This is a genomic window from Pantoea brenneri (assembly GCF_038594305.1).
Classification (GTDB): Bacteria; Pseudomonadota; Gammaproteobacteria; order Enterobacterales; family Enterobacteriaceae; genus Pantoea; species Pantoea brenneri.
Genome location: NZ_JBCGBG010000003.1, coordinates 267,904 through 281,702, shown reverse-complemented (window position 1 = coordinate 281,702; position 13,799 = coordinate 267,904). Strand labels below are relative to the sequence as shown.

10 protein-coding genes, 1 tRNA gene and 1 pseudogene are annotated in these 13,799 nt (G+C 54.8%); 6 read left to right on the top strand and 6 right to left on the bottom strand.

Annotated elements, in window-relative coordinates; all coding sequences use genetic code 11:
- Positions 1-169 precede the first annotated feature (169 nt).
- Positions 170-1,279: pseudogene (locus tag AABB92_RS14870) on the top strand (IS3 family transposase).
- Positions 1,280-1,510: 231 nt separating this feature from the next.
- Here the strand turns inward: AABB92_RS14870 and AABB92_RS14865 are convergent.
- The 3 genes from AABB92_RS14865 to AABB92_RS14855 all read right to left on the bottom strand — a co-directional run bounded on the left by AABB92_RS14865 (position 1,511) and on the right by AABB92_RS14855 (position 3,492).
- Positions 1,511-1,595, bottom strand: a tRNA-Leu gene (locus tag AABB92_RS14865).
- Positions 1,596-2,039: 444 nt separating this feature from the next.
- Positions 2,040-3,068, bottom strand: a complete 1,029-nt coding sequence (locus tag AABB92_RS14860) for a YsnF/AvaK domain-containing protein (protein WP_031375805.1) — start codon at positions 3,066-3,068, stop codon at positions 2,040-2,042.
- 28 nt (positions 3,069-3,096) lie between these two features.
- Complete coding sequence (locus tag AABB92_RS14855; RefSeq protein WP_031375806.1) at positions 3,097-3,492, bottom strand: DUF2382 domain-containing protein; 396 nt, start codon at positions 3,490-3,492, stop codon at positions 3,097-3,099.
- Between the two features lie 561 nt (positions 3,493-4,053).
- Here AABB92_RS14855 and AABB92_RS14850 point away from each other — a divergent pair.
- From AABB92_RS14850 to AABB92_RS14840, 3 genes are all read left to right on the top strand, one after another.
- Positions 4,054-4,575, top strand: coding sequence for a YjjA family protein (locus tag AABB92_RS14850; protein WP_031375807.1), 522 nt, complete (start codon positions 4,054-4,056; stop codon positions 4,573-4,575).
- A gap of 156 nt (positions 4,576-4,731) precedes the next feature.
- Positions 4,732-5,367, top strand: a complete 636-nt coding sequence (locus AABB92_RS14845) for a hypothetical protein (RefSeq protein ID WP_031375808.1) — start codon at positions 4,732-4,734, stop codon at positions 5,365-5,367.
- Positions 5,368-5,387: 20 nt separating this feature from the next.
- On the top strand, positions 5,388-6,056 hold the full coding sequence (locus AABB92_RS14840) for a MarC family NAAT transporter (RefSeq protein ID WP_031375809.1): 669 nt from the start codon (positions 5,388-5,390) through the stop codon (positions 6,054-6,056).
- A gap of 42 nt (positions 6,057-6,098) precedes the next feature.
- Here the strand turns inward: AABB92_RS14840 and AABB92_RS14835 are convergent, their stop codons facing one another.
- The 3 genes from AABB92_RS14835 to AABB92_RS14825 are packed head-to-tail and all read right to left on the bottom strand — an operon-like array spanning position 6,099 to position 9,901.
- A complete protein-coding gene (locus tag AABB92_RS14835; RefSeq protein WP_031375810.1) occupies positions 6,099-7,361 on the bottom strand; it encodes a c-type cytochrome in 1,263 nt (420 codons plus the stop codon).
- Positions 7,362-7,365: 4 nt separating this feature from the next.
- Positions 7,366-9,135, bottom strand: coding sequence for a GMC family oxidoreductase (locus tag AABB92_RS14830; RefSeq protein WP_031375811.1), 1,770 nt, complete (start codon positions 9,133-9,135; stop codon positions 7,366-7,368).
- 37 nt (positions 9,136-9,172) lie between these two features.
- Positions 9,173-9,901 carry a gluconate 2-dehydrogenase subunit 3 family protein gene (locus tag AABB92_RS14825; protein WP_031375812.1) on the bottom strand — a complete coding sequence of 243 codons (729 nt, stop codon included), beginning with the start codon at positions 9,899-9,901 and terminating at the stop codon, positions 9,173-9,175.
- A gap of 703 nt (positions 9,902-10,604) precedes the next feature.
- Here AABB92_RS14825 and AABB92_RS14820 point away from each other — a divergent pair.
- Positions 10,605-12,176, top strand: a complete 1,572-nt coding sequence (locus AABB92_RS14820) for an ABC transporter substrate-binding protein (protein ID WP_046289169.1) — start codon at positions 10,605-10,607, stop codon at positions 12,174-12,176.
- A 114-nt stretch (positions 12,177-12,290) separates the two neighbouring features.
- Positions 12,291-13,793, top strand: a complete 1,503-nt coding sequence (locus tag AABB92_RS14815; protein ID WP_031375813.1) for a helicase HerA-like C-terminal domain-containing protein — start codon at positions 12,291-12,293, stop codon at positions 13,791-13,793.
- The last annotated feature ends 6 nt before the right edge of the window (positions 13,794-13,799 follow it).

Below are 13,799 nucleotides of genomic sequence, written 5' to 3'. Positions count from 1 at the left end.
CAAAGCGGCTGGCCAGAAAAAAGGCTTCGTGAAGAAAGAATATGGGCGCAAAAGAGCCGCTGATCGGGTAGCGGCTATGCGGAATTAATGTGTAAGCATCCCGCTTAACCAGCCCATTCACTTTTAGAGATCTTCCGACATACTGATTACGTCACCTGAGGAGATCGCTATGCGTAAGATCAGATTCACCGAGCACCAGATCATCGCCGTCCTGAAATCAGTCGAAGCGGGCAGGACCGTCAAAGATGTGTGTCGCGAGGCCGCTATTTCTGAAGCCAGCTATTACAACTGGAAGGCGAAATATGGCGGGATGGAAGCGGCTGATATCAAAAACATCAAAGATCTGGAGGACGAAAATCGTCGTCTGAAGCAGATGTTTGCCGACCTGAGTCTGGAATGCCGGGCGCTGAAAGACGTCATCGAAAAAAACTTTAAAACCAGCGATAAAACGTGAGCTCGTCGACTATCTGACCACGCAATTTACGATGAGCATACGCCAGGCATGCAGGACGTTATCGCTGAGCAGGACGGAGTTTCGTTATCAACCGGATACGCGACGTGATGAACCGGTGATCCAAAGGCTGACTGAGGCAGCTGAACGCTATCCCCGCTACGGATTTAAGAAGCTTTTTAGGTGCTTCGCAGGCAGGGGCACGTCTGGAATCACAAGCGGGTACACCGAATTTACTGTCTGTTAAAACTGAATTTTCGTCGTAAGGGTAAGCAACGCCTGCCGGTGCGCAATCCGGCTCCGCTGGCAACGCCGGAAGCGCTCGATCAGAGCTGGTCCATCGATTTTATGCACGACGCGCTGACATGCGGCCGACGTTTTCGGGCTTTCAATGTTGTCGATGATTTTAACCGTGAAGCTCTGGCTATCGAAATTGACCTGAATATCCCAGCACAGCGTGTCGTGCGGGTGCTGGACAGGATAGTGGCAAACCGTGGATATCCGCTGAAAATGCGGATGGATAACGGGCCGGAACTGTTATCACTAGCTCTGGCACAATGGGCTGAAGAGCATGGTGTGATGCTGGAATTTATCAAGCCAGGTAAACCGACGCAAAACGCATTTATCGAACGGTTTAACCGAATATACCGGACCGAAATATTGGATTTTTATCTGTTCAGAACACTGAATGAAGCACGGGAAATAACGGAACGCTGGCTTAATGAATACAACAATGAGCGGACCCATGAATCCCTGAATAACCTGACGCTGGAAGAATACCGGCAGATGGCTGAGAAGACGGAAAACTCAAAAAGTGCCTGGAACTAAAGCTGGGATACTTACACTGGGAGAGTTTAAAGACGTTGGCTGCGTCATAAGCTTCAAGTTGGGATTGCTACGTGTTTGAGCCTGGAACTACACGCCACTGTGAGTTAGAATCCCAAATAGCCACTACTAACTACAGAGGCATTTTCGTGTATTGGGGTTCAGAACAGTTTCAGATGACAGAAAGGTAAAGTTCATAGCTTAACCGTCTGTTTTAATTGAACTTCTTCTGTATGGTGCCGAAGGCCGGACTCGAACCGGCACATCTTTCGATGGTTGATTTTGAATCAACTGCGTCTACCGATTTCGCCACTTCGGCACTGAAGAGGATGCGGAAAACGTTGGGGATTATACCGTTACGGCCACCATGCGCAACACTATTCATCCGGGATGTGCATTAAGCGGCGAAAAAAACAGCGTAGCGTGACATGGGCCGCGCGGTCAGCGTCGGCCGGCTAGATGGTCTGCTCGCTGGCTACTCGCTGAACACTACTGCCCCGTTGCTGCAACGATGAATCATGCTGAAACCGATACTCGTCACATTCCTCTTGCTCACACACCTGTGTAATCCTTCTCCGACATTCTCCATACGAAAAACTCACAACACCCCCGCTTCCCGCGCGTCCTGCTCCCGAACCCCGTTCTCAATCCCTGATCAACACACAAACGCAAAAGAGCCAACCTCACGGTTGACCCCTTTTGCATGCTCAGCATGGGGCATCAGCGATGCCCGTTAGCACTCATTGTTGACAGGATGAGCACCTCAATGCGAATGGTCGTAATCACGCTGTTTCAGCTTGTTCTCAACCTTGTCTTTCGCTTCGCTGGCTTTCTCACTCACCTTCTCAGTCAGGCCGGCTTTGTGGTCGCGATCGGTGGCTACGCCTGGCGACTGCGTGCCTACACCTGCTGCGGTAGCGGGTTTAACCCCTGCTGCACCGGTTGGTGACAGTTCGTTATCCAGTCCGGCTCGCGCATGGTCGATGTCCACCTCCTGACGACGTACTGTGTCATTAATGGTCTCGGTACGTTCACTGCCGTCAGTACGCACCACCACTTCTTCTTTCACGTGGGTCGTTTTGTTAATCACCGGCTGCTCGTGGGTTTCAGCCACTTCGACGGTTTTCTCTGACCAGTCCACTTCACCTGCCAGCGCCGGTTCATTCACCGAACGACGTAAGATGTCAGCATGCTGTTCGTGCAGCGAGATATCTTCAGAGACCTGATCCGTCACGGTGTAGCGGCGTACCCGGGTTGAACCTTCACTCACCAGACGCTTACCGACTTCAATCTGTTCTTCCGCCAGACGCAGAATGTCTTCTTCGCTCTCATCACCGGTCAGTGAGGTGCGTCGTGGCTCAGCCTGTTGATCGTTAACCAAACGATCGTTGGTCTCTCCGGCAAACTGCTTACCGGCAGTCGGATTAATACCTGCTGCAGGTGCGCCGTTCTCAACGGTGCTTTGCATCCGCGATGGCACATCCACCGAGTCATGCGAGTGCAGAATGGTCATTGCACGCGCCAGCTTCTCTTCTTCGGTACGCAGCGTCAGTACCACGCCGCCTTTATCCATCGCTCTGGTGTAGACATCCGCCTGCTCTTTATCGACGGTGTGGCCAAACAGGCGCTGCCAGATGCTCGGGTGCTTAATCGACTGGCCTTCCTGCTGCAAACGTTCTCCACTGATAAGACTGATGTCCCGATCAGAAAAGCCTGCTTTCACGAGATTTCTTTTCGCGGCCTCTGCCTGAATTGCAGAATCGAACAGTGTTACGATTTTTTCTTGTGCCATGATAGATTCCTCTCTTGTTAGCTGTTTATTACCGATCGTCGTCTCTCTCTACTTTCACCTGCTGCTCACGTCGGGTAACCACTTCCTGAAAAGGAACGCTCTCCTGCACTTTTCGGATGTGAATCTCCTCTTTAAGCACCAGTCTTCTGACTACTTCAATCTCTTCTTCTACTACCGGGATAATCAGTACACCGTTCTCTTCCCTGATTTCGGGCATCGTCTCGACGCGTTGTGCTTTCGCTACATGCTCAACCTCAACCTTCTCCCGGTTAAGCAGTGTACTGATCACCTCGTCATGCTCGGTTGTGGAACGGGTTACGCGGACATGTCCATCGACAACGGTTTGCTTTGTCAGCGCTATCTGCTCTTCAGCGAGCTTCAGCGTTACCTCAGCATCATTATTGTGTTCTGGCTGCCCCGCCATATATTCACTCCCGTTAACTCAAGACTTTTAAATAATCGCCACAACTGCCTGACACAGTGATTAAGCATGAACACTCTCACGGATTTCGCAAGGCGGAATAAAACATTGATTGCTGTAAAAGTGCTGATAAGGGCGTGCCGATTGGGTTATTTAACCGCATTCCCTGCCAGTCTCTGACATCAGGTAAAAGATGAAAATAACCATAAAAACAGCATGTTGCCTGCAAGCAACCTTCACCAAAAATAATAGCTTCACAAAGGCATTCAGCGTAAAAATAAACATTTAAGCCCAGCGGTAAAATTTACGTTAACCAGGAATAATCCGGCGAAAGATAACAACGATATAAATAAATATTAATGAATATTACAGAGAATGAAATCATATTATCTGAACCAGCCAGACTGGCAGATAAATAATCCATTCCTGTTTGAGAATTCTATTTGGCCAGCAATTACAGAATATTCTCAAAGGGCTTATCAATGGATAAATTCAGGAACTTTCTCCTCGTCAGCTGCTCTTAGCAAGGCTGAATAAGCCATACAATTACAGACAGAGGTTGAGATGAAACTAGCACAACGCAGTGCGTGGGGATGGGGATTAGCGGCACTTCTGGTGGCGGGCAGTGCATCAGCCGCCAGCTGGCAGGATCAACTGAGCAGTGCAGCATCGCAGCTCAGCCAGCAGAACAACGGTAACACCTCCGGCACCACCACCGGGACCACTCAGCAGAATGGCGGTCTGTCACTCTCTTCCCTGACCGGGTTGCTGAACGGTGGCGACAAAGCGGTCAGCGCTAACAGCATGACCAACGCGGCGGGCGTGATGCAGTATTGCGTCGAGCACAACGTGGTGAAAAACAATGTGCAGTCGGTTAAAGATCAGGTGCTGAGCAAACTCGGTCTGAACACCACCACCGCGCAGGAACAGAAGACTGACTACACCCAGGGCGTGGCGGGTCTGCTGAATACCGGCAACGGCCAGCAGCTCAACCTGCAGAGCCTGAGCAGCTCGCCGATGGGCGAGAAGCTGAAAACCAAAGCCTGTGACGTGGTATTAAAACAGGGCAAAAACTTTATCTCCTGATAAAGCCGTAACGCCGCTGCCTCCCCGCTTGAATCGGCAAAGTGGGGAGCATTGGCCGGTCCAGTCCTCTCTGCACTTCACGCTGTGAACCCCGACACTCCCTTATCCGCACGTTGAGCGCTATAGTGTTGTTTTGATTTCTACAGGACAGCACGCATGAAAGGCATCAACATCGCACTTTACTTCGACCCCGATCGGATTCAGGCCTGCGTTCACGACCAGGACGACAGCTATTTCACCAAAAAATTCGAGTACGACGATGGCGTGATTGAGGAGATCTACCAGTGGCTGGATCAGTACGAGCCAAACCGCACTCATATCTGTCTGATTGAAAATGAAACCGCCGAGCTGCTGGCCGATGAGCTGGTCGACAGCGGCTTCCGCGTCCACCAGATCACCATGCACCAGCTGCTGAGCTGGTTTGCCGCCGAGCCACCGTCCACGCCAGACGGCACTCCGATGCGCGCCATGCTGCGCTTCCTCGAAGATGAACATCCACGTGAATATGAGTCACGCACGCCGCAAACCGAAGCGCTGATGGAGATGTTTGACGAGCTGGATGCGCTGGAGATGATCGACGATGCGGATGATGAAGATTCGCTGCCGGCTGATCTGCTGCGCGCGATGAAGAAACACAAAATCACCGCCAGCGCCGCGGCTCAGCGTCTGCTGCCGGACATCAACGAACGCATCCGCGAACATCTGATGCAGTACCCGGAACTGATGACGCCGGAAATCTTGCAGGATTTCTTCCCGGAATTAATCGAAGCGCTGGAGCGCCCGAAACACTAATCACTCACGGATGATTTAACATGCTGGAGTTAATCAAAGCGGTCAGTCTGGGGCTGGTGGTGCTGTTGCCGCTCGCCAATCCGCTCACCACCGTGGCGCTGTTTCTTGGCCTCGCGGGTGACATGAACTTTGAGGAGCGCAACCGCCAGTCCAGACAAGCCTCAATCTACGTCTTCGCCATCATGATGGTGGCGTGGTATGCCGGCAACGCGGTGCTGGATACCTTTGGCATCTCGATCCCTGGCCTGCGGATTGCCGGCGGGTTAATCGTGGCGTTTATTGGTTTTCGGATGCTGTTCCCGGTGAAACCGGCCGGTCAGTCGGTGGAAGCAAAGCAAAAGCAGGATGAGCTGGATCACGCCAAAGAGCCGGTCAATATCGCTTTTGTGCCGCTGGCCATGCCGAGCACCGCCGGACCGGGCACCATCGCGATGATCATCTCTTCCGCCTCGACGGTAAGAAGCGGCATCGATTTTCCGGTCTGGGTAGTGAATACCGCGCCGGTGCTGACCTTTCTGCTGGTGAGCCTGATTTTATGGGTTTCGCTGCGCAGTTCCGGGGCGATCATGAAAATCGTCGGCAAAAGCGGCATTGAGGCGATTTCGCGTTTGATGGGATTTTTGCTGGTCTGCATGGGCGTGCAGTTCGTGATTAATGGCGTGCTGGAAGTGGTGCGCACTTTCCACTGAACATCAATAAAGGGTGCCCGTTGCGGGGCACCCTTTTCATTTTTACTTCAGCGTTTTCCGTACTTCAGCGACCTGATCTTTGCTCACTGCTGGCGCATTGTTGCTCCAGCCCTGACGGATAAAGGTTGCCAGCTGCGCCACCTCTTCGTCACTCAGACGCTGACCAAAGCCTGGCATCGCCAGTTTCGACGGCGCTTTCGCGGTCGAAGGCTGCTGCGCGCCGGCCAGGATGGTGTGGATCAATCCGGTTGGATCTTTGGCATTCACAATCGTCGCCTGATCCAGCTCCGGGAAGATCCCTGCTGCGCCCTTGCCGGTAACAAAGTGACAGGCGCCACAGTTATCCAGATAGAGACGCTCGCCTTCGCTCAGGTTCTTCGCCGCGGTCAGCTTCGCTTCTGTTGCCTGCTGGGCCTTAACGTCGTAGGCCTGCAACGGCGGGTTACCGCCGAGGAATTTCAGGTAGGCGGCAATCGCTTTCAGATCGGCGTCGGTCATGTGCGAACTGCTGTGCTCAATCACCGAAGTCATCTCACCGCCGACCGCAGCTTTATCGTTGCGGCCGGTCTGCAGGTAATCCACCACTTCCTGCTCGCTCCAGCGCGGCAGACCGCGCAGTGACGGCACATCCCAGTTATTCAGGCTACCGCCCGCCAGGAATTTATCGTCACCGCTATCCAGCGCTTTCTCGTTCATGCCCAGACCGCGCGGCGTATGGCAGCTACCGCAGTGGCCCAGACTTTCGACGATGTAAGCACCACGATTGATCTCGGCAGAGGCGCCGCCAATCGGCTGGAACGGTTTGTCCGAGGTGAACGCCCAGTTCCAGAAGCGCATGCCCCAGCGCTGGCTGAACGGGAAGCTCAGTTTGGTTTCCGGCGGCTGTTCCGCGCTCGGCTGGACGCCTTTCATAAAGTAGATATACAGCGCGTGCATATCGGCATCGCTGATTTTGGCGTAATCCGGGTATGGCATTGCCGGATAGAGCCGCGATCCGTCCGGTAATACCCCTTTACGCACTGCATCAGAGAACTGCTGTTCGCTGTAGTTGCCAATGCCGTGGGTTTTATCCGGCGTGATGTTGGTGGAGAAGATGGTGCCGAGATTCGACTCAATCGCCAGCCCGCCCGAATAGTCCGGTTTGCCAGGTAACGAGTGACACGCCATGCAATCGCCCAGCCGGGAGAGATATTCACCCTGCTTGATCAGTTGCGCCTCATCTTCAGCGTGCGCTGGCAGGGCAAAACCGCTGGCCAACAGCACTGCGTTGGCGAATAAAAAGGATGTCAGTTTCAGCTTGTTCATACGCTTATGCCTGTACCAGTGGGCCGGGATTTTTCAGATACTGATCTTTGATCGCCTGTGCCGCCATCAGCGTAATGGCGCCGATGGTATCGGTCGGGTTCGCCTGGAAGTTCTGCGGGAAGGCGTTGCCGCCCGGCACAAACACGTTATGCACGTCCCAGCTCTGCAGGTACTTGTTCAGTGCCGAGGTTTTCGGGTTATCGCCCATCACCGCGCCGCCCACGTTGTGGGTAGAGACATATTTGGTCAGGTCGAAATCCGCGCCCATCGGCAGGAAGCTCATGCTCATGCTGTCCGGGTTCAGCTCTTTGGCGATGTTGCCGACAATGCCTTTCAGGTGCTGCTGCAGCTTCAACTCATTCTCTTTCCAGTTGAAGGTCATACGCAGCAGCGGCAGGCCACGGTGATCGTTGTAGTTCGGATCGAGATCCAGATAGATATCGCGGTAAGACTGACAGGTGGTGGTGATGCTGATCTTCATCGAATGACCGTACCACTCTTCCAGCCCCTCTTTGTAACCCAGGCCCCAGGTTGGCGTGCCTTTTGGCAGCGCGGTGCTGATCGGCGTACCGGTCGCCTGTGAGCTGTGGATCTTCGCGCCGCCGAGGAAGCCGAGCGAGGGACCATCAAAGTTGCCTGGCGAGATATCGTTAAACATCTGGCCGGTCGCGCCAGCGGTGGCGTACGGGTTGAAGTTTTTATCCTTGAAGAACAGGGTCGCGCCGCCGTTCGACAGGAAGGCGTAGTTACGCCCTACCACACCTTCTTCGGTGATCGGGTTGTACGGTTTGCCAATGCCGGACAGCAGCATCAGGCGCACGTTGTAGAGCTGGAAGCTGCTCAGCACCACAATTTTGGCTGGCTGGAAGCACTCGTTGCCCTGTGCATCGATGTAGATCACCCCTTTGGCGGTTTTCTTATCATCGTTCAGCACTACCTTGATCACTTCCGCGTTCACTTCGTAAGAGAAGTTCGGCATACGCTTCAGCGAATCCATTACCGCGGTTTGTGGCGAGGCTTTGGAGTAGTTGAGGCACGGATATTTACTGCAGTAGCCGCAGTAGTTGCACGGCGCGATCTGGTTGCCGTACGGGTTTTTCCACGCGCGTGACACGCAGGCTGACGGGTTCGGGAACGGATGGTAACCGAGCTTTTTCGCCGCTTCTTTAAACATCACGTTGTTCAGCGTGTCATCCAGCGCCGGCAGCGGATAAGGCTCCGAACGCGGACCTTCAAACGGATCGCCGCCTTCGAGGATCTGGCCGCGCAGGTTGCCGGTGTTGCCCGACTGGCCGCAAATCAGTTCGAATTTGTAGTAGTAAGGCTCGATCTCTTCCCAGCTGAACGGGAAGTCCATCACCCGCATATCATCCTGCAGAATGCCCGGCTTGTAAGCCTCATCGACATAGGTCTTCAGTTTGATATCGGTCGGTGTCGGACGGATCAGCACTGCCGTCCAGTGCAGGCCGGAACCGCCAACGCCGGTGCCGGGTGCAAACGCGCCCCATTTACGGGTTGGCAGCGCCGTCTGGCTGCTGTTGTAGCGGACGGTAACCGCCACTTCTGCCGGGGTGGCGAACACTTTGTTGCGCACCGCGTAGGCGTATTCATCCGCCGGTTTTGGATAGGCGAACTCGTCGTAATCACGATCGCCGCCGCGCTCCAGTGCGCGCACTTCAAGTCCTGCCAGTGCCAGTTCGATGCTCATCAGCGAGCCGGCCCAGCCGAGGCCGCAGACGACGACGTCGACTTCTTTTTTAGTAACCTGTGCCATGATAATCCTGTTTCAAAACCCTGATTCGGAATGCGTCTTACGCGCGCTCGCCTTTAACACTGACCGGACCCAGCGGATACGGAACGTTGTGCTGTTTCACCCATTCGGTGAAGCTGGCACGCGCGCCCGGGAAGCCGATGGCGATCCAGGCTTTCATGCCTTTATTGCCGCCGTACATCGGGTCCGCGAGGTAGCCGTGCTTGGTATCGGAAAGCAGCTGGCTGAAGAACTGAGACGCCTTCAGATTGGGTTCGCCCAGTGCCGCAAAGTCGATGCCGTTTTTATTTACCTGAGTCAGCACCGCATCTTTCTCTTCCAGCGTCAGCGCATGGAACGCTTTCTGGTGAGTGCTCTGCGACCACTGATTAATCAGCCGGATACTGGTCTGATACATCTGTTGCGGACGGAACGGGATCTGATAGCCCATGGTGGCGGGCGCCTGGGTGTTGAACGGGCCCTGCAGGTAGATTTCGCTGCCAAACTCTTCGCTGTGCAGCTGCTGATCGATAAAGATCGGCACGTTGGTTTCCAGCGCGCCTGGCGCTTTACCTTTGCCGCCCGCCGGAATCAAACGATCGGTGGCTGCGAGGATGAACTGCCATTCATCGGCAGAGAAAAAGATCGGTTTATAGTCAGCTAATTCCGGGGCGGCCATCTCTGCGGCCTGCGCAGCAGTAATACCTTTAAAGACCAGCTCACTTAATGGCAGCGCCAGTAATGAGCCCAGCAAAAATTTACGCCTGGTGGTGGGTTTTTGTAACAGCATATCCGCACGACTCTCATCTGCTAAATACCCGACTGATACGCTATGCAACAGAAAGGCTGGCAGCGCGAGCGGCTGGCAGGTCACCAGTCACTTCAGAGAATTAACGCGCACAGCACAGACGCCTGCAGAACCTACGAGGTGGGTATAATAATTTTTATGTGAATAACGGAACATATCGGTTAATAACCTGGCAATCTTAGGGATATAAATGTGTCTGAATGTAAAAATTGAATTTAAGATGTGTTTTAGTGAAAATTTATCATGGTGTTGCGTTGAGGTTACAGGCAGGTAAAAGTTTTAGATCGAGAAAATTTATACTAAAACCACACAATCGTCGGGTAATCGCGGGTTTTTACCGCGTAACGACCGGCTATTATTTTCGGCTGGTCATCATCACGCCAAATAACCGATAAAAAAATATCATACTTCCATACAAGAGAATTATTCTCATTGGCAACATTATATTTACTTTTATTGCCAGACAATCAGCGCATGCGCAAATTGTGATCGGCAGCGCGTAAGCCGGATGATTTAAATAATGGACAAAATTACGCCAGAATAATCACGGCAGGTCATTATCGTTATTTGGACATATGCCCGAGCTGGCGTGGCAATAATTGTGCAAAGCTCAGAACAAACCGGCATTTTGAGTTTTTACCGCGCCAGATAGAGTAGGTGAATCAACGACTCAGGATAACCCTTTATGCGCAAAACGCTCCTGTCACTGCTGACCGCAGTGGCGCTGGTTCACCCGGTGCACGCCGCCACGCCCGCCGATACGCTGGTGATTGCGGTGCCGCTCGATGGCATTATCAGCTTTGACCCGGCCGAAAGTTTTGAAACCATCAGCACCAGCAGCCTGCGTAACATTTATCAAACACTGCTGGAACCGAATCATCAGGATCCGCAGCAGTTATCTCCGCTGGCGGCCAGTCGCTGGCAGCCGGGCAATACCCCGCATAGCCTGGTATTCGATCTTAATCCGCAGGCCCATTTCGCCAGCGGCAATCCGCTGACCGCCCAGGATGTGGTGTTTTCGTTAACCCGCGCGGTGAAGCTGAATAAAGCGCCCTCGTTTATTCTGGGCGAGTTTGGCTGGACGCCGGACAATATCGACCAGCAGTTTACGGTGATTAACGACCACCAGCTTGAGCTGCGCTGGCCGGCACAAATCGGCAGCGATCTGGCGCTGCGGCTGCTCACCGCGCCGGTGGCGTCGCTGGTCGACAGCCAACTGGCGCAACAGCATGCCGCCAACAACGACTACGGCAATGGCTGGCTGAAAACGCATTCCGCCGGCAGTGCCGCCTATGCCATCAAACAGTTTGTGCCGCTGCAGGCGCTGGTGCTGGAAGCCAATCAGTACAGTACGCAACAGCCGCATCTGAAGCGGGTGCTGCTGAAAGGCGTCGCCGAATCGGGAACCCGCCGCCTGCTGATCCAGCAGGGGGATGTGGATGTCGCCTACCAGCTCGGGCCGGATCAGATCGCTGCCGTAAAAGGCGTGAAGGATGTCCGGGTCGATGCCTTCCCCTCCAGCCTGATCTACTACCTCGGCTTTAATACCCAAAGCCCGCAGCAACCGGCGCTGGCCAATCCGGCGTTATGGCAGGCAGCACGCTGGCTGGTCGATTATGACAGCCTGGCGAATCAGCTGTTAAAGGGGCAATACCGCATTCATCAGAGCTTCCTGCCGGAGGGCTTTGATGGCGCGATTACCCGCACGCCGTTCCATTACGATCTGAACAAAGCCCGGTCGATTCTGCAACAGGCCGGCATCAAGCCTGGCACCCACATTGCCCTGACGGTGGTCAATCAACCGCCGTATATCGACGTGGCGCAGGCGTTGCAGGCCAGCTTCGCGAAGGCGGAGGTGAATCTGGATATCCAGCCGGTGGCGGAATCGGAGCTGTGGAGCAAAATGCGCAGCCGTGACTTCCAGGCGATCTTCTCTTACTGGGGCGCGGACTACGTCGATCCTAATACCAACGCCAGCACCTTTGCCTATAACGTGCCGGGCGGCGGCAAAACGCTGGCGTGGCGCGTCGGCTGGACCATTCCTGAACTGAGCGCGGCCACCCGCGCTGCAGCCGGTGAGAGCGATGCGGTCAAACGCCGCAGCCGCTACCAACAGTTGCAAACCCAGCTGCAGCAGCAGTCGCCGTTTGTGGTGATGTTGCAGGGCGCCACTCAGGTGGCGGTGCGCAGCAACATCCGCAACGTGCAGCAGGGCATCGGTGTCAGCCTGCTCAATTTCGAAGAAGTGCAGAAGTAACCGGCTCCGTTGCTCTGCGGAGCAACGGGCTGCTTTTCGGTGAAATCTTCTCCGCTTTCCCCCGCCCCGCTTGCTATTCTTCAGGCATAACCCGTTGCCTGAGAGTGGAAAATCATGACTTCGCCCCTGTTGATTGCCCGGACGCCCGACGTTCAGCTCGATCTATTACCGCAAATGGCCAATCGCCACGGTCTGATTACCGGCGCGACCGGTACCGGTAAAACCGTCACCCTGCAAAAGCTGGCAGAATCGTTCTCGTCGATTGGCGTGCCGGTATTTATGGCCGATGTGAAAGGCGATTTGACCGGCGTCGCGATGGCAGGCGAGTCGGGCGAAAAGTTGCAGCAGCGGCTGGCGAAAATTGGCGTTACCGACTGGCAGCCGCAGGCCAATCCGGTGATGCTGTGGGATATCTTCGGTGAAAAAGGCCACCCGGTGCGGGCGACCATCTCCGATCTCGGCCCGCTGCTGCTGGCGCGCCTGCTGAACCTTAATGAAGTACAGAGCGGCGTGCTGCAGATCATTTTCCGCATCGCCGACGATCAGGGCTTACTGCTGCTGGATTTCAAAGATCTGCGCGCCATGACGCAGTACATCGGTGATAACGCCAAAAGCTTCCAGACCCAATACGGCAACATTAACAGCGCCTCGGTTGGGGCGATTCAGCGCGGACTGCTGGCGCTGGAGCAACAGGGCGCGGAGCACTTCTTCGGTGAACCGATGCTGGATATCGCCGACTGGATGCGGGTCGACGATCAGGGTAAAGGCTTCATCAATATTCTTTCGGCGGAGAAGCTCTACCAGATGCCGAAGCTCTACGCCACCAGCCTGCTGTGGCTGCTGTCTGAGCTGTATGAACATCTGCCGGAAGCCGGCGATCTCGATCAGCCGAAGCTGGTGTTTTTCTTCGATGAGGCACATCTGCTGTTTAACGACGCGCCGCCGGTGCTGCTGGAAAAAATTGAACAGGTGATGCGGCTGATTCGCTCCAAAGGCGTTGGCGTCTGGTTTGTCACCCAGAACCCGGAGGATATTCCGGATCGGGTGCTGGGACAGCTCGGTAACCGGGTGCAGCACGCCCTGCGCGCCTTCACGCCGAAAGATCAGAAAGCGGTCAAAACGGCGGCCGACACCCTGCGCGCCAATCCGGCGTTCAGCAGCGTGGAAGCGATTCAGGCGCTGGGCACTGGCGAAGCGCTGATCTCCTTTCTCGATGCTAAAGGCAGCCCGTCCGTGGTAGAGCGGGCGATGGTGATTGCGCCTGGCTCGCGCATGGGACCGGTGACCGCAGATGAACGCAACGGCCTGATTAACCACTCACCGCTGTACGGCAAATATGACAGCGGCGTCGATCGTGAATCGGCGTTTGAACGGCTGCAACAGGGCTTTCAGGCCAGCAGCGAACAGAGCAACGCGCCGCCTGCCAAAGGCAACAGCGTGGCGGTCGACGAGGGAATTCTCGGTGGGCTGAAAGAGATTCTGTTTGGCCGCACCGGACCACGCGGCGGCAAGCACGATGGCGTGGTTCAGACCATGGCGAAAAGCGCGACCCGACAGATTACCCAACAGATCATCCGCGGCGTGCTCGGCAGCCTGCTGGGTGGCCGTCGCCGCTGATAACGC

Bases quoted from the DNA above. Each gene is read 5' to 3' on its own strand.
- AABB92_RS14860 (WP_031375805.1), bottom strand. From the start codon at position 3,068: ATGGCACAAGAAAAAATCGTAACACTGTTCGATTCTGCAATTCAGGCA.
- AABB92_RS14855 (WP_031375806.1), bottom strand. From the start codon at position 3,492: ATGGCGGGGCAGCCAGAACACAATAATGATGCTGAGGTAACGCTGAAG.
- AABB92_RS14850 (WP_031375807.1), top strand. From the start codon at position 4,054: ATGAAACTAGCACAACGCAGTGCGTGGGGATGGGGATTAGCGGCACTT.
- AABB92_RS14845 (WP_031375808.1), top strand. From the start codon at position 4,732: ATGAAAGGCATCAACATCGCACTTTACTTCGACCCCGATCGGATTCAG.
- AABB92_RS14840 (WP_031375809.1), top strand. From the start codon at position 5,388: ATGCTGGAGTTAATCAAAGCGGTCAGTCTGGGGCTGGTGGTGCTGTTG.
- AABB92_RS14835 (WP_031375810.1), bottom strand. From the start codon at position 7,361: ATGAACAAGCTGAAACTGACATCCTTTTTATTCGCCAACGCAGTGCTG.
- AABB92_RS14830 (WP_031375811.1), bottom strand. From the start codon at position 9,135: ATGGCACAGGTTACTAAAAAAGAAGTCGACGTCGTCGTCTGCGGCCTC.
- AABB92_RS14825 (WP_031375812.1), bottom strand. From the start codon at position 9,901: ATGCTGTTACAAAAACCCACCACCAGGCGTAAATTTTTGCTGGGCTCA.
- AABB92_RS14820 (WP_046289169.1), top strand. From the start codon at position 10,605: ATGCGCAAAACGCTCCTGTCACTGCTGACCGCAGTGGCGCTGGTTCAC.
- AABB92_RS14815 (WP_031375813.1), top strand. From the start codon at position 12,291: ATGACTTCGCCCCTGTTGATTGCCCGGACGCCCGACGTTCAGCTCGAT.